We start from the raw sequence: 19,107 nt of genomic DNA on the forward strand, positions 1-19,107 counted from the left end.
CCATGTCGGTCCCCCACCCGAACGACGCAGACGGAGCGTAACACCCACTTTTACCTGTGAACAGAGATAACAGCCGCAGATCTTGACCGGCCGTCACGCCGAACCGCGCGTGACCGTCAGGCCATGCGGTCGAGCCGCTTCAGCAGGGCGCGCGAACGGCCGCGCCGGGGGTCGTCCGCGACGAGGAAGCGCTCCTCGTCGTCGGCCAGACGGCGCAGCAGCTCCACTGCAGGATGGCGCTCTCCGGTGCGTACGAGAAGGACCGCGATCTCGTAACGCGTGTCCAGTACTGCGGTGTCCGCTGGTCCGAGGAGGCTGCGCTGCTCGGCGAGGACGGACTTCAGCTCGTCGAGGGCCTCGCGGGAGCGGCCGAGCGCGCCAGCACACAGGGCGGCCCCGACGCGGGCGGCGAGGAAGTCCGCGCGTCCGAGGCCGGGGGTGGCGAGGAGTTCCTGATATTCCTCCAGCGCGTGGGCAGGACGGCCGGAGCGGCGGAGGGCTGCGACTTCGGCCAGCCGCGGGTCGGTGCGGCCCGCCTCGGCCGGAGCGGGAACCCAGGTGGCAAGCAGGGCACGCACCTCGGCCGCCGAACCGGGCCGGTCCTCCGGCTTCTTTTCGAGCAGGCCTGCGACCAGCTTCGTCAGGCCGGTGGGTATGCCGGGGCGGTGACCGGAGAGCGGTGGCACGGGCTCGTTCGCATGCTGGTGGTACAGCATGAAGAGGCTGCCGTCCGTGAACGGCGGCTTCCCCGCGAGCAGTTCGTACAGGACGCAGCCGAGTGAGTAGAGGTCGCTCGCGGGCACGGTTCTACCCACGGCTTGTTCAGGTGCCATGTAGACGACGGTGCCGGGCGTGGCGTTGGCGGCGGTGAAGCGGGTCTCGCCGGGGCGGGGCTCCAGGGCAGCTGCGACACCGAAGTCCAGGACTTTTATCTCGCCGGAGGGCGTGATCATCAGGTTCGACGGCTTGAGGTCGCGGTGGACGACGCCCTGGCCGTGTGCGTACGCCAGGACGTCGGCGACCCCCTGCGCGACGCCTGCGGCTCGATCGACATCCAGCGTTCCTTCGTCCTTGAGCACCGCGTCCAGTGCGCGGCCCGGGACGAGTTCCATGACGAGGTACAGCTCTCCGTCGTCACTGCCGTGGTCGTACACGACGGGGATACCGGGATGGTTCAGGCGTCTGGTGAGGCGCGCCTCCCGAAGGAACCGGCGTTCCAAGGTCGTGAGTTCAGAGCCGTACCCCCGTGGGGCGAGGAGCTTGACGGCCACTTCACGCCCGTCGTCGCGGTCGCGCGCCGCCCATACGACGCCCATGCCTCCCCGGCCCAGCTCGTGCGTGAGCTCGTACCGCCCAAGGCTTCGCCGCATTGCGCCCGTCCCCAGTTCCGGCGCCGGCGGCGCCTGTCGCACCCCTACGACCGGGGCAGTGCGGCGCACCCGATCGGCCGCACCATCCTCTCACCGATCACAGCGGCTGCGGCCCCTGCGGGACGAGGAACGGGCGGCGCGGGTCCTCGGGAAGGCCGCGGCGGGCGGCCGCCGCGGGATCCGGTCCCGGCAGATGGGGTGCAAGGGCCACATAGACCTCGGTGGCGGAGGAAGGGCGGTCCTCCGGGCGCTTGGCGAGCAGGGCCGTCACCAGTTCCTGGAGCGAGGCCGGCACATCCACCCCTGATTCTCCGATGAGGGGAGGATGCGCGGTCAGATGCCGGGAAGCAAGGAGGGCGGGCTGATCGGTGGAGAAGGGCGGAGCGCCGGTGAGCATGTGGTGCAGCAGGCAGCCCACCGCATAGAGGTCGCTGCGGCCGTCGAGACGGCCGCGGCCGGAGAGCAGTTCGGGCGAGGCACAGAGGATGTTGCCGATGCCCTCCCCGGTCATGGTCAGACGCGGGTCCACGTCCGCGAGAGACTTGACCAGGCCGAAGTCGAGGATCTTGACGACGCCGTCCCGCCTCACCATGACGTTCTGCGTCTTGAGGTCACGGTGGACCAGGTCGGCGGCGTGGGCGGCCGACAGGCCGGCGCACAGCTGTGCGGCGACTGCGGCTGCCGTGGGCACGTCGAACCGTTCGTCCTGCTGCTGGTCGAAGAGATACTCCAGGGTCGTTCCATCGACCAACTGCATCACCAGACAGCAGACTTCGTCCGTGATCGACGCGTCGTGGACGGTGGTGATGTTGGGGTGGTCGAGGCGGGCAGCAGCCTGAGCCTCCCGCTTGAAGCGGGCCAGCGCCTCGTCGCGACTCCGGGGAACGGCCAGCAGTTCCGACGCGACGGTCTTCACCGCCACGGGCCGCTCCAGGTAGAGGTCGCACCCCCGCCACACCTGCCCCATCACGCCTCGGCCGAGCACGGACTCGAGCCGGTACCGGTCCCGCAGCACCATTCCCGGTGCGAACGTCTGCATATCTCCCATCCTCCACATGTTTTACACAGTGACACCACATGTCGAGCCTGTGAACAAAGTCAATGTGCGTAGTAGCCTGCCAGTACTGCGGCCGCTGCTGGGACGCCGACCCGCCTAGCCCGCCAAGGACCCCGGAGACTCTCGATGAGCACAACCAACGCTGTACCGGTCAGCCTGGCCGAGATCGCCCGGATCGCCGGGGTGGGACGCGCGGCGGTGAGCAACTGGCGCCGCCGCCACGACTCGTTCCCCTCACGTATCGGCGGCACGGACGTCAGTCCACAGTTCTCGCTCTCCGATGTCGAGCAGTGGCTCCGCAGCAACGGGAAGCTGACGGACGCCGGCGCCCGCGAGTTCCTGTGGCCGCGGTTCGAGGCGCTCGGCAGCAGGGACGAGTCGGGGCTCGCCATCGCCGACGCAGCCCGCCGGATGCGCTCCCCCCGGGCCCGCTCCGCGGCATCGGGACTCTCCACCGAAGCGAAAGACCTGGTCGGCGAAGCTGCGCGTCTCGGGCGCAGGGAAGGGCCACGCGAGACGTTCGAGTTCTTGCTGCAGCGGTGGCTGGACACCCATGTGCGACAACTCAGCACCACGCCGACCCAGCTGGCCACGCTGATGGCGCAGATCGCGCTCGACAGCCGACTCGGCGAAGGCGATGGAGGGCTCACGGTCTTCGATCCTGCATGCGGTACGGGACATCTGGCAGTAGCTGCCGCTCAGGAGTACGACGGTCCGGGCCTGACTCTGCTGGGGTGCGAACGGGATCCGGCCCTGGCTGCCCTCGCGTCCGCGCGCCTCGACTTCGCGACCGAGGGCCGGGACGTCCGTGCGGAGATCGCAACTGTCGACGCACTGCGGGACGATCCGTTCGCCGGCCTGCGAGCGGATATCGCACTGTGTAACCCGCCGTTCAACGAACGCGACTGGGGCTACGAGGAACTGGCCACCGACCAACGCTGGACACACGGCCTGCCGCCGCGCACCGAACCGGAGCTGGCCTGGGTGCAGCACCTGCTGACACACCTCAGACCCGGCGGCACCGCAGTCGTCGTCCTGCCTCCGGCCGTCGCATCCCGCAAGGCGGGTCGTCGCATCCGGGGGTCGCTGTTGCGCACCGGCCTGCTGAGAACTGTCGTGGCCCTGCCTCCGGGGTGTGCGCAGCCGCACAGCGTCTCCCTCCAGCTGTGGGTACTCCGCGCAGCTCCGGATGGCCCCCAGGTCGGCCCAAGCGCTCAGGATGCACTCCTGGTCGACGCGACACGGCTGGGCAAACCGGGTGCACGCGAGCCGGGGCCCGACTGGGATGCAGTGACCGAGTTCGTCCGCTCCGCCGTCTCGGAACTCGACAAGCCCGGGGGCCAACTGCCCGAAGGCGCCGTACGGGTGTCCCTGCTGGACCTGCTGGACGACGAGGTGGACGTCACGCCGGGCCGTTACACGGCATCCGGCAGTGAACCGTCCGGGGTCGAACTCGCTGCTTCATGGGATGAGCTGGCCGGGTCTCTGAATGAACTCGGCGACCTGACGAAGTACCTGTCAAAGATCGACCTCATGGCAGTGGAGCCACGGACGACCGCCACGGTGGGAGATCTCATCAAGGCTGGCGCGCTCACGTTGCTCGCGGGGCAGCAGCCTTCGGACAGCACGCCGCCACGGGGAGCGGGTGTTCCGCTGCTCACCGTTGCCGACCTGCTGATGGACGGCACACCCAGTGGGCTGCTGGATCCGGGTGCCGCGCAGGCCGTGGCCGAGGAGGGCGACGTGGTGGTCGCGGGGGTCGTTCGCGCGTTCAGGGCGTGGGTGCACCAAGGGCCGCCGGTCGCACTGGGGCCCCAGCTGTACGCGCTGCGCGTCACCCCGGAGAAGCTGGATGCCCACTTCCTTGCCGGCTGCCTGCGCGCACCGGCCAACGGACGCCAGGCGGGTACACACGCGTCCAGTTCGTCCCGTGTCGATATCAGACGACTCCAGGTGCTCCAGCTCCCCATCGAGGAGCAGGCGACGTATGCCGAGACCTTCCGCCGTCTCACCGCCTTCGAGGCGCTGCTGACAAGAGCGGGGAGCCTCGGCAAGGGCTTGGTGGACGATGTCGGCGACCGGCTCGCTGCAGGTGGTCTCGCGACTACCCGCAGCGGAATGTCAGGACCGGTACGGGCACACATCTGACCGGCCTCGAAAGCCCAGGCCCTCCCTCCACTGTGTATGCCCGGACTCGTTCGTCGGCCGGGTCCGGTTCCGGACCCGGCCGACGAGCGGGGGGACGGCGCCCCGAGGGCCCGCCTGATCAGCCGATTTCCGCCCCGAATGCCGCCAGCGCCTCGGGCACCGGCTGGAAGAAGGTCTCCCCGCCCGAGGAGCAGTCGCCGCTGCCGCCGGAGGTCAGGCCGATCGCGGTGTCGCCCGCGAAGAGCGAGCCGCCGCTGTCGCCCGGCTCCGCGCAGACCGTCGTCTGGATGAGGCCTTCGACGATGTCGCCGTTGCCGTAGTTCACCGTGGCGTCGAGACCGGTGACCTGGCCGTCGTGCACCTGGGTGGTGGAACCGCTACGGGTCACCGTCATGCCGACGGTCGCCTCGCCCGCTTTGGTGATCGGCTGGGTGGAACCGTTGTAGAGGTCGACCTCACTGGGGTGCGGCGTGTCGGAGGTGTACTTCACCAGCCCGAAGTCGTTGCCCGGGAATTCGGATCCCGCGTTCGTACCGATCTCCGCGCCGCCCTGAGAGTCGGACCAGCTGCTGATCGCCTCGGTGCAGTGTCCCGCGGTGAGGAAGTACGGCTCACCGTCCTTGACCACGTTGAAGCCGAGCGAGCAGCGCCCGCCGTTGCCCCAGATCGCGTCGCCGCCCGCGATGAACGGCTTGAACTCCCCGGCGGTCTTCTTGAGTTCGGCCTTGCCGCCCAGCCCGTCGACGACCGCGCCGAGTCTGTCCCAGGCCGCACCGTCGACTGTACGGTCGGCGGTGACGACCACCTTGTTGCTGACCGGGTCGACGGCCCATGAGGTGCCGGGGATCGTGGCCTTGGCCGTAAGGGTCTGACGGACCGACTTCAGCTCGGCGAGCGAGTTCGATACGACCCTGGCCCTGCCGCCCGCCTGCCGCACCTGCTCGGCGGCGGTCCCGTCGACCACGTTCACGACCAGGCTCTTCGACTTGGCGTCGTAGTACGAGCCGGCCGCGTCGCTGCCCAGATCCTGCCCGAGAGTGGTGGCGAGCTTTCCGGCCGCGTTCGCCGTCAGGGTCCGGACGGTGAACTGCGGTACGTCGTCACTGGCGTTCGCACTCTGGAACGTGACTCCCGCTGCGACCAGGGCGACAACGGCCGACCCGGCCATGACCGCGCGCTTCCTGGATATGCGTCGATGCTTCAACTTCTACCTCCTGTGGGGCCGCACACAGGCAAGTGGGGTGCCTGTGTACGGAGGATGGAGCCGCCCACTATTCCGACCGGGCAGTTAGCACACAAGGTCGACTTCAGGACGCACACACGGCACCACCGTTTCGCCGCGCCGTGTTCACTTGGCCGCCGTCACACCATGTCGGTTCCGATTGCGAACACCGCGTGCAACCGGCCGGTCGGCAGTGGGTAAGGACTGGACCTGTCCGGTACTCGCCGTTGATTTACCTCAATTGCCATTCCACACAGGGACTTTGATGAGCCATCATCGAATTGCACGAAGAAGCCGGGCACTCGGTGCCCGCACGAAGTGAAGGAGGCGCGGAGTGCGCAATCGGGTGCGCGCAAGGGACGGGCGGCATCTGATGGTGGAGCGTCTGGGCGACCCGCGCGGCAGACCGGTCTTTCTGCTGCACGGAATGCCCGGCAGTCGCCTCGGTCCGGCCCCGCGCGGCATGGTGCTGTACCAGCGCAAGACACAGCTCATCACCTACGACCGCCCCGGCTACGGCGGCTCCGACCGGCTCGCCGGCCGTTGCGTGGCGGACGTCGTGGAGGATGTGCGGGCCATCGCCGACTCGCTCGGGCTGGAACGGTTCGCCGTGGTGGGCCGCTCCGGCGGTGCCCCGCACGCGCTGGCCTGCGCCGCGCTGATGCCCGAGCGGGTCACCCGTACCGCCGCGCTGGTCGGACTGGCCCCCTGGGGCGCGGACGGCCTCGACTGGTTCGACGGGATGGCCGCCTCCAATGTGCTGGCGTACTCCACGGCGGCGGCCGATCCGGACGGACTGGCGGAGTCGTTCATCTCCCGGTCCGCGGTGATCAGACAGAATCCGGTCCGGCTCATCGACGACCTACGCCGGGAGCTGACCGACTCCGACCGGCTCGTCGTCAACGACGCCGGGATCCGTTCGATGCTGCTGCGCAACTATCGTGAGGGATTGCGCACTTCGGCGTACGGATGGATCGACGACGCGATCGCCCTCTGCACCCCGTGGGGCTTCGACCCGGCGGACATCACAGGCTCCGTGATGCTGTGGCACGGCGAGAAGGATGTGTTCTCACCGGTCGGCCACTCCCGCTGGCTCGCTGGGAAGATCCCGGGCGCCACCGCGGTGCTGGAGCCGGCGGCAGCGCACTTCGATGCGCTGTCCGTGCTCCCCGGCATCCTCAACTGGCTGTTGGAGGAGCAGGACACCGCCGCCGCCCCGGAGGACTGAACCGGGCCGGGCCCCCCCGATGGCGGGGCCCCGGCCTGCTCAGATCGTGATCGGTTCCAGTTCGCGCTGGAACCGGCTGTCGTCCCGTGCGATCCGGGTCAGCGGATGCTCGTCGCCGAGCTGCCGGGTCAGCTCTTCGACCACCTCCGCCCGTACCTGCACCGCCTCGTCCTTGCGCCCCATCTCATCGAGCGTGACAGCGATGTTCGACGTCATGGCCAAGGTCTCCGGATGGTGCGCCCCGAGAGCTTCCCGGAGCTGCGCGGACACCCGCCGCTCGGTCTCCAGCACGATGTCGAGGCCACCGAGGTCCGCGGTCGCATTGGCCAGGTTCATCACGGAGAACAGCGTGTGCGGATGCTCGCGACCGAACACCTCCCGCATCAAGGCGACCACTCGCGTCAGCAGCTTCTCCGCCTCCTCCGCCGCTCCGGCCCCCGAGAGATAGACGCCGAGGTTGTTCTGGGCGGCCAGGGTGTACGGGTGCTTCTCCCCCGGCACCTTCATGTACTGGTCGACGACTTCCCGTGCCGTGTCCCTGGCCTCGATCGCCTCACCGGCCGCAAACAGGTCGGCCGCCATATTGAGATCGCAGGCCAGCGATTCGGGATTGGCCGAGGTGTACTTGGCCCGGTACCTGGCACGGGTGGCCACCGTCAGTCTGCGGGCATCCTCCAGCTGGCCCGCCCTGCGCAGCGACACAGCCAGGCTCTTCGCCGCGCTCAGCGTGCCGGGGAAGGTGCGCCCGAGGTGCGACTTGTAACTGTCGTAGGTGCGGCTGAGCAGACCGACGGAGTCCTCGTATCGCCCTACGTCCCGCAGATCGCGGGCCAGGTTCATGGCGGAGGACAGGCTGTACGGGTGGTTCGCGCCGAGTACCTCGGTACGCCGGTCGTAGACGTCCTGATCGATTTCCCTGGCCCTGGCGTACTGCCCGACGAGGCGCAGATTCAGCGCCAGGTTGTTGGCCGCTGCCAGCGTCCTGGGGTGCGATTCGTGGAAGATCTGACTGAACCCCTCAGTGGCTTCGGTCGCCAGCTCGATCGCCCGGCCGTACTCGCCGAGCGTGCCGAGGTCCGTCGCGAGGCTACTGGTGGTCATGTACGTGTGCGGGTGCTCCGAACCCAGAACCTCCCGCTGGCGCGTGAGGGTGATTTCGTCGAGCTCCTTCGCCTCCACATAACGTCCGCGCGAGCGATAGATGTTGGAGAGGTGGAAGCAGAGGTAGAGGTACTGGAGATCCCGCTCGCCAAGCATCTCCCCCCATGCCTCGCGCAGTTCGGCGCCGAGGGTGCCGGCCGTCCTGAAATCACCGCGCTTCCACAGGTAGCGCACTCGGTCGATCAGAAGCCTGCGGGTCTCGGGTTCCTTGCAGTTGCGCGCATCGGACGGGCCGAGATGCGGCCAGATGGTGGCGAACCGCGGCCATGTCAACGGGTTGTCGATCGGCTCGTCGTCATCGGGCCTGGCACCCGCCAGAATGCGGTGGACGACATGCCGGGCCTCGCGCTGCTCCTCCTCGCTGAGCTGCGCCCGGATGACGGCCTGAACGAGGCGGTGCACCTGGATGGAGTTGGAGACCTGGTCGACCTTGGCGAGGGCGAACCGGCCGATCTCCCGGATGACCCGTCCCAGCACCAGCTTCTCCTGGAGCGAGGCGTCGTACGGTTTGAGTGCCTCGATCATCTCCTTGCTGTACAGGAGATCCCCCGAAATCGGCTCGGGGGCGAAGAAGGCGCAGAGCTGCAGCAGCCGTACGGCGGCGGGCGAGCGCTCCTTGAGGCGCTCGATGGAGATGTTCCAGGTGGCAGCGACGGGTTCCGGGTAGCCCGCGGGCTGGTTGAGGGCCAGGACCTGGGGGGCCTGCTGGGCGAGCTGTTCCAGATAGGTGTCGATCGGAGTGGCGGTTTCCGCGATCCAGGCGGCCGCCTGTTCGACGGCGAGCGGCAGGTCGCCGACGGCGGTGGCCACCTGGGCGGCGTCCTCGTCACTCAGTCCCGGGGCGCGGCGCTGGAGGTGCTCGATGGACTCTTCCCGCAGAAAGACGTCGACGGGCAGTGCGTCACCGTGCTGGGACCAGGTCTGATTCCTGGAAGTGACCAGGATGTGACCGGACCCGCCCTGAGGGAAGTAGCGCCTGAGCCGTTCGGGGTCGTCGGCATTGTCGAAGACCAGCAGCCAACGTTCTGACGGAACTCCGCGGCGCAGCAGGTCGACGGCCTCCTGGGAGGCCGCGGCCATGTCGTCGCCTCCCTGGGCTCCGAGCCGGACGGCGAGTTCGGCGAGGCCTGCCACCACATCGTCGGTCTGCTCGGACGATATCCACCAGACCAGGTCGTAGTCGGCCATGAAGCGGTGCACGTACTCCAGGGCCACCTGGGTCTTGCCGACGCCACCGAGCCCGTACAGCGTCTGCGGCTGGGGAAGTACGACGGCCATCCCGCCGCCGAGCTGATCGCGCATCCGCTCCAGGACCAGGGAGCGACCCGTGAAGCCAGGGTTGCGGGGTGGTGCGTTCCAGATCTTCGGCACGGTGCCGGGGAATCGGGGGCCTGGAGCGACCCCGTCGACGAGCTGCACCGGGCGGTCCAGGGCACGCATCAACGCCGAGGTGGCGTGCACCTCGTCGAGCCGGAAGAGATCGACGGGGTTGCGGTCGATGTATGGGGCGGAGAGGCGTACGTCCCCGACCCTGAGGGGAAGCAGCTGACGCCTGCCGCCACCCGGGTCCTCGGCGACCGCCCTGTCCCACAGGCTCACGGCCCGCTGGGACTTGAGATACGCACTGGAGAGCAGGACGACGGTACGCGTGGCGGTCTCGGCCGCGGCGTGCGCCGGGTCGGCCGTGCCCCGTTCGGCGGAAACATCACGCGGGACGACGCGGAATCCGGCCCGGGTGAGGACCGATTCGATCCAGTCGGCCCACATCCGGTTCTCCGCCACGTAGTTGAGGAAGAGATCGGCCGGCAGCGCGGGCCTGCGCCGAGTGAAGGCGTCCCGGATGCGGAGCCGCACCTCTTCCGCCACGGGGGGCATCGAGGTGATCTGCCGGTCGGTGATGACGGCGGTGAGCCGCTCAAAAGCGGAGAGCAGCGAGTTGGTCAGACCTGCCTCGTCGCCGAAGGTGGCCAGGGTCTCCTCGTACGCGTAGTAAGGGCGGTACGGAATCTCCACCGCACCCCAGTAGGCGGTGAGTTCGTCACTCGAGAGGTCTCGGGGCAGCCGGTCGAACTTCAGCCGGGCCAGGGCCCGGCCCGCATCGGCCTTCTCCTTCTCGCCCTCGTCGATCCGCATCGGGACGGGGAAGATGGAGATGGGACGGCCGGTATAACGCTCGGAAATCTGCCGGGCTACGGATGCAGCGCCGTCGATGGACTGGTCGCTGAGCGTGAAGCAGTCGACGAGCAGGTCCGGAAGGTGGACGGTGCAGATGTCGGCGATGTCGCTGAGGCCGGTCCGGCTGTCGATGAGGACGTAGTCGTAGTTGGCCTTCATGTCGTCGCGCAGGGCGTCGAAGAAGTGGCCGCCGCCGAGCCGGTCATAGAAGTTGTCCCAGTCGAAGGTGGAGACGGTCGCGGAGTACTCGCGGTTCTGCCGACCGGCGGACACGAAGTCGAGCGTTCCGCCCTGTGGGAACTCCCAGCCGAGTGTCTCGGGCGTGAGGGAGACCGCGTGCGGCTGGATCCGGGCGTAGTCGCGGTGCCAGTCGTCGGCACGCTGGACCGGGCTGGTCGCGGCCCAGGCGTACTCGGTGATCAGATCGATGACGCCGGTGGTGGCACCGAGGGTCGAAGGGTCGAGGAACGGGTGGAAGAACCGGTGGAGTCCCGGCGCCTCCAGGTCCCAGTCGACGGCCAGTACCCGTTTGCCGTTGGCGGCGAGTATCCAGGCGGTGTTGGCCAGGGCCATGGTGCGCCCGGTACCGCCCTTGTACGAGTAGAAAGTGACGATGCGTCCGTCACGCCCGGCCGTCATACGTCCTCCGCATCCGTCGCAGGGTCGTGCATGTCCGGTATGAACTGCGTGTTGCCCATGGGCCCCATCAGTCGTGTCCGTTCAGTGTGGCCGCCGCCCGTCGCCGGCGGATAGACCGCCGCATGGCGCAGATACTGCTGGGCCGCCGCCTCCACGACCTGAGGCAGGACCTGTCCGAAGGCATCCATGCTCGGCACTCCCCTTGCCGCGGCGCGGCAAAAGGCGCGCCCTTGGCGGATCTTCGACGGCATGGTCTGTTCGAGCTTCTCGGTCAACTCGGCCTCGGCAGCCCTGCTCTGGGGGTCCTCGCGGTTCCACGGCACCACCATGGTCACCCATGGGCGGTTCTCGGCGTCGAAGGCTGCGAGTCTGCGGCGGCGGTCCTCGTCCATCAGCGCCCAGCGGTCGACGACCAGGATCTCCGGCCTGTTCGGTGGCCCCTTGCTCTCCGCATGGCCGGATTCCTCGTCGAAGGAGGTGATGGTGGCCTGATAGTTGAGGGCACGTACCAAGTCCTCGGCGACGTAAGCCAGAGGGCGTACGGAGGCCGGGTGGTACGGGTTCCAGTCGTGCGGGTTGTCGCCGTAGTAGTCGGCGCTACGCCCCTCGGGCAGGTCGTGCCGGGTGGGAGCCACGATGGTCACCTTCATCGGGCGGGGTGCACCGGCACCGCTGCTCGGCGAGCCGAAAGCACTGGGGGCCAGCCGGTAGTCGACGGGACGCCCCACTTCGATCCGGGCGGTGGCCGCGACGCTGACGATGCGTTTCGCAAGTTCGTAGACGGCCCGTTCGTACTCCTGGGCGAAGAGCCTGAGTTTGATCAGCCCGTAGAGTCCGTCACTGACGTAACGGTCCCCGAAGTCGCGGTGATTGAACTGCAGCCGCTCTGCCGGACCGGGCAGTTGGGTCGGTGGCACCGGCACCCACAGAGCGGGCACGATCGCCTCGGCGGGCTGATTGCTGCGGGCCCGGTGGGCGATGGCACGCTGCTCGAAAGCGTGCCACTCCTTTCCGCACATCTCGCTGGCGAAGTAACGCGGCGAGAAGAGCGGAACGAACACCCGGCAGGTGGCCAGCACGCTGCCGAGCCGTTCCGACCACCCCTCGCCGGACCGTATCTCCCGGTCCATGAACCCGGCGGAGGCACCCGCCGGGAGGTCGGTCATGGCCATTACGTGGCCGCAGAGATCCTGAAACAGCCGCTCGACCCACATATCCGGGTCCGTTCCACCGCCGTACCCCGGTGTATGCGCATAGCTCAAGAAGAAGTACGGCCGATGGTCCGCCGCTCGCGGTTGCGTTGATGCGTGCACACGACCCCCGTCCTGTGTGAGCACTCGCATCCGAGGAGTGTGGGAAGAATGCGAGCGAATTCATCATTCCGGAGCGGACCTTGCTCCACCCCCATGGCGTTCGGTCATTCACCGCTGCTTTTCAGTCATCCAGCCTCACGCCCGGTCAATCGGGTTCTTGATCGAAATCAGTCTTGCAACTGTTCTTCCCGGATGTCCCGTGTGTACCGCTGATCTCCTTCCGGACTGCGGCCAGCAGCTGCTTTCCGTCGATGGTCGTCTCGGCCGCCGCTTCGAGCGTGTCGAGTGCCTGCGGCACGCCGTCCAGGAACCGGGGGTCGAAGAGACCGAGCCCCACTCGCTCGTAGGTCGAGGACAGCAGTCGGGAGAAGGGAACGGACTTTTCCTGCCAGGGCGTCCGATGTTCCCAGGCTCCGTCCAATGCGTACAGATCCGTGACATCCACAAGGGCCCTCAGCTTGGCCCGCCGGAACCCGCGGAGCAGACCGAGCGCCGGCTCCTCGGTATCCCTGCAGACCCCGATCCCCAACGCTCCGTAGCCGTGCTGTCCCGCCACGGGGTGTCCGGTGACGAGTGGTGTCAGCACTGTCAGGCTGCGCGCCATCTCGGCCGCCTGGTCCGGTACGACCACCGTCAGCTGTTCCCATGCCCCGGCGAGGCGCGCGCTCCACGCGTCAGCCTCGGACTGCCCGAGCCGGGGAGCGACGGGCGTACCGAAGCAGTCGCGGTACGGATCGAGATCGTCGAGCAGGAACCCGGGCGCCCCGTCACCGCCGACACGGCGCACCGGAAGCCAGCCGAGAGGGCCCTCCGTCGAGTTCCGGACGATCCGCTTTTCGGCGGCGTGGCCATCCCGCCGGATCAGGAATCCGTCGTCGGTGGCGCGCACGAGGGCAATGCCACGCTCCTCCGACCCACCGATCCGCAGTTCTCCGAGAGTGGGGAGGTAGATGCGGCCTTCCCGGTAGGGGACGGGGACGACCCGTTCGAGCCCGGCGCGTACGGCGGCTGCGGCCACCGACGACGACAGCCGCAGCGTCGCTGACCGGCCGGCACCGGGCCGTTCGTCACTCACGACGTCCAGCGCGTCGAGCAGCCAGGTGCGGGTGTAGGGATGGGCCAGGACACCGTCCAGGCCGCCGGCGCCCGCTTCCGTCCGGTCCAGAGCCTGCACCAACTCCCAAGCCTCGTCCCATCGCTCCCCGCCTCGTCCGTCGAGGTCTGCGTGGAGCCGGGCGAGCAACGTTCGCGTCAGGTCCTGGTGTGCGCCGATCAGCTCGTGCGGTTCCGCAACCGCGGCCGACTCGGTTTCGGCAGCGGTTCGCACCTCGATGCCGTGCACCAGTGCTTCGAGATCCGCGCAGTACACCGAAGGGTTGTCGAATCCGCTGTCCGAACGGTAGCGGTGTGTGTAGAGCCCCCCGCCGCACGAACGTACGACGGGGCAACGGCGGCAGGTCTCACTGACCCCGGCCAGTCCGAGCTGCCGTGCCCGGACCCCGGGGTGCGCCGCGACCTCGTCGAAGGCATGCGTGAAGACGTCGAACCCGGTGGAGGCCGCGCCCTCGTAGGCGCTCTTGAGCGAGTCCACCTGTTCCAGCTGCCCGTCGGTCTCGACGACGACGAGGTCGGTGGGGGCCAGACCCAGGGACTCGGTGAGACTGGGGCCACCGCTCAGGCTGGACAGGACCGAGGAGAAGAACCGCACCGGCACCGGCCGGCCCTGTTCCCTCCAGCGGTCGAAGATCGCGAGAAGCCAGTCGGCATAGGCCGTGGGCGATCCGTCCGGACGCGGCGGGGGCTGGTCCCAGGTGGCATGCGGAAGAAGGAAGTCGATGAGCGGCGGTTCGAGTTCGGCCAGGGCGTCGAACACCGCGTGCGGATCGTTCCGGATGTCGACGGTGCACAGCAGGCCGAGGTTGAGGTGGCGGTAGCGCTCCTGGCGCAGAAGCTCAACTGCTCGGAGGACCAAGGGGTGGCTGGTGCGTCCGTCGGCGAACCGGCGGTGCCGGTCGTTGGCGGTCCGGTCTCCATCGAGCGAGATGCCGACCTTGACACCGAACTCGTCGAAGAGATCCAGATAGCGCGGGCTGAGCTGCAGACCGTTGGTATGGATCCGTAGATCGAGAGCGGCGATGCCGTTCAGTGCCGAGGTCAGCTCCTCGCAGACGCGGCGCAGACGCGCGGGGCCCGCCAAGAGAGGCTCCCCTCCGTGCAGGATCACTGACACGGAGGGCAGCGCATGCGTCAGAGCATGCTCGGCCAAGCGTTGAGCGGTCCAGGAAATAGCCTCATCAGAGATTGCCTTAGGGCGGGTACGCCAGCTCTGATCAGCATGTTCATAGACGTAGCAATGATCGCAGGCAAGGTCACACCTGCTGTGCACTTTGAGCACGATTTCACGGAAGGGGACCAGGGGTCCTGTCATTCCGTCAGTCTAGCTACCTTACGGCACGACTCAGAGAGCCGAGCTGAAGGTTGACGCCTTGGTGGAACGGCCGGCTGACGTGCTGAATACCCGATCGAGCTTCCTGGTGGCTTCGGCACCACGGACGTCGATCTCGGCGAGCGGCACACGGCTCTTCGCATTGGCGAAGGATGAGTTGGATTCGTTGGTCTTCACGGCCGTCCTTGATGGGATTGTTCCGGACACTGAAACGCTTCCGGCTACTGCATAAATGCAGTGTCCGGCGGCACGACTTTACTCTGCTGACAGCGCTTGGCAAACGCCGAGGGCGCCCGAAACGCAGCTTTCACACAGCATTACGCCAGACGGAACGCGACTCGACATTCCTCCGTCGGAGTGAGGGAAGAAAGGGCAGGCGGGAGCAGCTGACACGAGCCAGTTCCGACAGACTTGACGATCCTCCCCGCCCTCCTGTGCACAAGCCGGCCGGGGCACCCATGCATCAAGGACGAGCGATGCGCCACCCCGATTCAGGTGAAAGATGCGTGGATTTGACTTCGGGGCAGATGCCCGAAGCCGCGCGTTCACTTCCACTCCGTCCACCCGTTCGGCGCCACGTTCTGCCGGTTCCATCCGCGAACACCTCGCATCGGCCGCCTCTGCCGAGAGGGTGGTCGGGTTCTGCCGAACCTCAGTCGAGCGGGGCATTGAGATCCGTCCTCGCCCCCTTCATGCAGTCCAGGATGCGCTCGTGGGTGTCACCTACGACGTCGGTGATCCTGAGCCGTATGTAGAACGCCTCGACGTCGCGGACGAACCTCTTCGAGAAGGCACCCACCAGCACCGTGTCGTATCCTCCGGTGCTCACCAGGGGGAAGCCCGCACCGAAGTGGATGATCTGGAAGTCCTGCGCTACGACGAGCCCGGCAGCTGTCAGTTCGGTCACGGCCTCGTCCAGGTCGCCCCAGGGCGCACTGGGGGAATCGGCCTGTCCGGCCAGGACCAGACGACAGTCCCAGGCGTCGACTACGGCAAGGTGCTGCCCGCCGTTGAGCACGCCGACGCGCCACCCGGATGCGTCCCCCTTCAGATGTCCCTTCTGCCAGGATCCGCGCCAGCCCAGGTACGGCCGCACCGTACGGGCGTACTGCGCCCTGGCCAGGACGGCGCCACCGGCGACGGCCAGCAGGCTGCCCAGTGCATCCATGTCGAGCAGGTGCAGGCGCCACGGCCAAGCGGACCGGGCCTCACCCGCCATGTTCGTCCGGATCACTTCCCAGAGAAGGATCGCGGCGAGAAGCGCGAGGAGCGCGAGGGGCGTGGTGAACAGCAGTGGGCTTCGCCGGATCCTCCGTTGGACACCGGCCGGCGACTGCACATCGTCCTGATTCGCATCCTGCACGTTCGCTCCCCCCAGCGAGAGGCGAGCCCCGAAGCTGTCAGGTGGGTAACTCGCCTGTAATCAAAGACAGTTGGTCAACCATGCCACAGCGCCTCGGATCGCACGAGAGCGACCGGATCCGGGCCGAGGGAGGTTGCCGTCACCCGGGGGCACCATTGCAGTGCCCGGACGCTCGATCTACTCTCGTGCCCCCGGTCGGCCTCCGCGCACGCATGCGTGCGCCCCGGGCAGCGCACAGGGGCCTTCCAGCTTCCGGCTGGACCGAACAGGCCATCCGCCTAGCTGAACGGGCATGTCCAAAACTGCAGACGGGGTGAACATGACGGCGATTCCCGGACCGCTTCAGTCCATGGTCTTCAGGGGTGAGGACCTCCCGGCGCTCTTCCACCACACGGACGCCATCGCCATCGCACGCCAGCGGGAGGCGGTCAATACGACCCGTGGCCAGCTCGCCCTCCTCGTGCTAGGTGCCGTACCGGCGGCCCTGCCGTGGCACGGCAGGTTAGGTGGCTCATTTCAACTGCTCGACGCGATAGGGGCGTTGGCCTATCTGGGGGTTCTGGTCACGACGTTTGCCGCTGCCCGGCGCAAAGCAAAGTCGCATTGGCAACTGAACCGTTCCGCCGCCGAGTTCATCAAGTCGATGTGCTGGCGATACGCCGTGCACGGCTCCCCGTTCGACACCGGTACCCAGCACCCTGAGGCGGTGTTCGCCAACCGGCTCGAAGAGGGGCTGCAGGAGCTCAGAAAGGTCGGCTGGGTGGACCCCCGGGACGAGATGAGCGATGCCGGCGACGGGCTCATCACGGAATCCATGCGGGAGTTGCGGAGCAGGGCGTTCACGGTGCGCAAGGAGACCTACATACGGGACCGGCTGATCGAACAGCGGCGCTGGTACCGCAGGCGCCAGCACGTTTCGCGGCGCGGGGCCGTCGTCTGGTCCAGCGCCATCGCGGCACTGACCATGCCGGCCCTGGTGCTCAGCCTGCTGCAGGCGTTCGGGGCCGCCCGGTCCTTCGCCCTGACAGGGGCGCTCTCGGCGGCAGCGGCCGCCTGCCTCGCCTGGAACGAGATGCGCCGCCATCACCCGCTGATCTCGGCGCACTCGCTGGTCGAGAAGGATCTGGAGTCGATGCAGGCCGCCATGGAGACCAGTCTGACCGAACGGCAGTGGCCGGTCGCGGTCTTCGAGACCGAGCGGATCGTCTCACCCGAACACACCGATTGGCTGGCCCGGCATCGCATGTGACGTGACGGCCGGTCAGGCGCGCTCCACTCCGTCACGCCAGATCACCGTCACCGGGCGGCCGAGCGTCCGGGCGTACGTCACGATGTCGCCCGTGCCGCCGAAGCCGCGGGCCGGGCGGCCGTCCCAGACCGCGAGCAGCCGGTCGCAGTGGTCGGCGATGTAGGCGCCCGCCGCGTAGTACGCCTCGTCGGTGGAGTGCGGGAAGTCCAGCCGGACCTCACGGGCCGCGCGGCCCTTGAGGCTTCGGTAGCGGGCCAGTTCGGGGCCGTCGGCGAAGCATGCCTCGTAGTCACCGCTGGGGATGACCACGGTCAGTTCCGCCCCGCAGGCGAGTGCCAGGTCGGCGAAGAGCTGGTCCGCCCCCACAGCCAGGCTGGAGAGGGCTTCCAGGGAGCCGTCGAAGCCGCAGAGCACCGCTCGTATCCCGGCCATCACATGGGCGTGCGCTTCCTCGGGGATGCTGCGATGTCCGGTCACTCCGATACGTTTCACGGACTGGAACCCCCTGGGGTGTCTGCCGGGGGTCCCGGAGGGCATCCCTCCGGAAGGCACAGCATCCGCCCCCGTTGTTCCTGCGCGACCGTCCTCCCCCACATCCTCTCAAAAGCCGCGGGGTGAACGGGAGCCCCCGCCCGGAATTCGGGCGGGGGCTCTGGCGTTGCCGAACGCGGTTTCGAGCAGGTGCGCGAGGTGCCGGGTGTCAGTAGACGCTGACGCCGTATGCGCTGAGTGCCTCCGTGACCGGCTGGAAGAACGTCGTACCACCGGAGCTGCAGTTGCCGCTGCCGCCCGAGGTGAGCCCGATCGCACGGGTGCCGGAGTAGAGCGGGCCACCCGAGTCGCCGGGCTCGGCACACACGTTTGTCTGGATCATGCCGTAGACGATGTCGCCGCCGCCGTAGTTGACCGTGGCGTTGAGGGCGGTGACGGTTCCGCTGTGGATGCCGGTGGTGGAACCGCGGCGGGTGACGGACATACCGACCGTGGCGTTGGCCGCACTGGTGATGTCCTGGCTGCCGACGGTGCCCGCGTGGGCGACCGAGGCGTTGTCGTACCGCACGATGCCGTAGTCGTTGGTCGGGAAGCTCGAACCGACCGTCGGGCCGATGCTCGTGGAATTCGACGAGTTGGTGTACCAGGGCGGGTTTCCGTCGGTGCAGTGACCGGCGGTCAGGAAGTAGTAGGTGCTGCCGCTGCGGACGTTGAAGCCCAGCGAACAGCGCCAGCCGGGCGCGTAGATGGCGTCGCCGCCGGAGAGCAGCTTGTTGAACGTGCCGGACGTGCGCTCGATCCGCAGAGCGCCGGCGTTGGCTCCCGCGGACTTCTTGATCTGCTTGATCTCGGCCTGGGAGACCGTGCTGTCGACCGTGACCCTCAGGGTCTTGGTCGCCGGGTCGACGTTCCAGGCGGTTCCGGCGATGTCCGCGCCGAGCACGGCGTCGCTCGCGGCGGTGAGCTGGTTGGCGCTGAACGTCCCGGTGGAGTTGGCGTGGGCGCTGGGCACGGCGAGAGCGGCGACAGCGACAAGGCCTGCGGAGATCGCGACGGCCCTGCTTCGTCTCGCCATACCGCTGAGGGGGGTGGTGCGCTTGATCCTCACTTCTGATTCCTCCCAAGGGGAAACGGGGGTCCGCCCGTGGGGTGGTCGGACCCGTGAGGCGCAGTCGGGCGCACGGCCGTGCTCCGCATTCCGGATACGGCGTGCCCCTGACAAGCGCTGCTCGGGAGTATTCAAG

13 protein-coding genes are annotated in these 19,107 nt (G+C 68.1%); 3 read left to right on the plus strand and 10 right to left on the minus strand.

The features are described 5' to 3' along the window. Positions 1-116: 116 nt before the first annotated feature. Both ACFYP5_RS35490 and ACFYP5_RS35495 read right to left on the minus strand, forming a co-directional pair. The gene (locus ACFYP5_RS35490) at positions 117-1,370 is read right to left on the minus strand and encodes a protein kinase (RefSeq protein ID WP_389043488.1); all 1,254 of its coding nucleotides are present in this window, start codon (positions 1,368-1,370) and stop codon (positions 117-119) included. 97 nt (positions 1,371-1,467) lie between these two features. Then, on the minus strand, positions 1,468-2,409 hold the full coding sequence (locus ACFYP5_RS35495; protein WP_389043489.1) for a serine/threonine-protein kinase: 942 nt from the start codon (positions 2,407-2,409) through the stop codon (positions 1,468-1,470). A 144-nt stretch (positions 2,410-2,553) separates the two neighbouring features. Here ACFYP5_RS35495 and ACFYP5_RS35500 point away from each other — a divergent pair, with 144 nt between their 5' ends. Then, complete coding sequence (locus ACFYP5_RS35500) at positions 2,554-4,575, plus strand: N-6 DNA methylase (protein WP_389043492.1); 2,022 nt, start codon at positions 2,554-2,556, stop codon at positions 4,573-4,575. A gap of 118 nt (positions 4,576-4,693) precedes the next feature. Here ACFYP5_RS35500 and ACFYP5_RS35505 read toward each other — a convergent pair whose 3' ends face one another. Further along, positions 4,694-5,779 (minus strand): S1 family peptidase, encoded by a 1,086-nt coding sequence (locus ACFYP5_RS35505; RefSeq protein WP_389043494.1) that lies wholly within the window; start codon positions 5,777-5,779, stop codon positions 4,694-4,696. 352 nt (positions 5,780-6,131) lie between these two features. Here ACFYP5_RS35505 and ACFYP5_RS35510 point away from each other — a divergent pair, with 352 nt between their 5' ends. Further along, positions 6,132-7,025: an alpha/beta fold hydrolase gene (locus tag ACFYP5_RS35510; protein WP_389043497.1), complete on the plus strand. Its 894-nt coding sequence runs from the start codon at positions 6,132-6,134 to the stop codon at positions 7,023-7,025. Between the two features lie 39 nt (positions 7,026-7,064). Here the strand turns inward: ACFYP5_RS35510 and fxsT are convergent, their stop codons facing one another. The 5 genes from fxsT to ACFYP5_RS35535 all read right to left on the minus strand — a co-directional run bounded on the left by fxsT (position 7,065) and on the right by ACFYP5_RS35535 (position 16,122). Further along, positions 7,065-11,000, minus strand: coding sequence for an FxSxx-COOH system tetratricopeptide repeat protein (gene fxsT, locus ACFYP5_RS35515; RefSeq protein WP_389043499.1), 3,936 nt, complete (start codon positions 10,998-11,000; stop codon positions 7,065-7,067). After that, positions 10,997-12,343 carry an FxsC protein gene (gene fsxC, locus ACFYP5_RS35520; protein ID WP_389043501.1) on the minus strand — a complete coding sequence of 449 codons (1,347 nt, stop codon included), beginning with the start codon at positions 12,341-12,343 and terminating at the stop codon, positions 10,997-10,999. Before fsxC ends, fxsT begins: the two co-directional genes overlap by 4 nt. 115 nt (positions 12,344-12,458) lie before the next feature. Continuing rightward, positions 12,459-14,741 (minus strand): radical SAM/SPASM protein FxsBH, inactivated beta-hydroxylase extension form, encoded by a 2,283-nt coding sequence (gene fxsBH / locus ACFYP5_RS35525; protein ID WP_389043503.1) that lies wholly within the window; start codon positions 14,739-14,741, stop codon positions 12,459-12,461. A gap of 30 nt (positions 14,742-14,771) precedes the next feature. Further along, on the minus strand, positions 14,772-14,936 hold the full coding sequence (gene fxsA, locus ACFYP5_RS35530) for an FxSxx-COOH cyclophane-containing RiPP peptide (protein ID WP_389043505.1): 165 nt from the start codon (positions 14,934-14,936) through the stop codon (positions 14,772-14,774). A gap of 475 nt (positions 14,937-15,411) precedes the next feature. Beyond that, positions 15,412-16,122 (minus strand): hypothetical protein, encoded by a 711-nt coding sequence (locus ACFYP5_RS35535; RefSeq protein WP_389043507.1) that lies wholly within the window; start codon positions 16,120-16,122, stop codon positions 15,412-15,414. Positions 16,123-16,471: 349 nt separating this feature from the next. Between ACFYP5_RS35535 and ACFYP5_RS35540 the strand changes: the two genes are divergently transcribed. Next, positions 16,472-17,371: a DUF4231 domain-containing protein gene (locus tag ACFYP5_RS35540; RefSeq protein WP_389043619.1), complete on the plus strand. Its 900-nt coding sequence runs from the start codon at positions 16,472-16,474 to the stop codon at positions 17,369-17,371. 12 nt (positions 17,372-17,383) lie between these two features. Here the strand turns inward: ACFYP5_RS35540 and ACFYP5_RS35545 are convergent, their stop codons facing one another. Together ACFYP5_RS35545 and ACFYP5_RS35550 are read right to left on the minus strand one after the other, a co-directional pair. After that, positions 17,384-17,863 (minus strand): hypothetical protein, encoded by a 480-nt coding sequence (locus ACFYP5_RS35545; RefSeq protein WP_030977230.1) that lies wholly within the window; start codon positions 17,861-17,863, stop codon positions 17,384-17,386. A 208-nt stretch (positions 17,864-18,071) separates the two neighbouring features. Next, on the minus strand, positions 18,072-18,971 hold the full coding sequence (locus ACFYP5_RS35550) for a S1 family peptidase (RefSeq protein ID WP_383969651.1): 900 nt from the start codon (positions 18,969-18,971) through the stop codon (positions 18,072-18,074). Positions 18,972-19,107 lie beyond the last annotated feature (136 nt).

The organism is Streptomyces sp. NPDC005262 (assembly GCF_042872425.1).
Classification (GTDB): domain Bacteria; phylum Actinomycetota; class Actinomycetes; order Streptomycetales; family Streptomycetaceae; genus Streptomyces.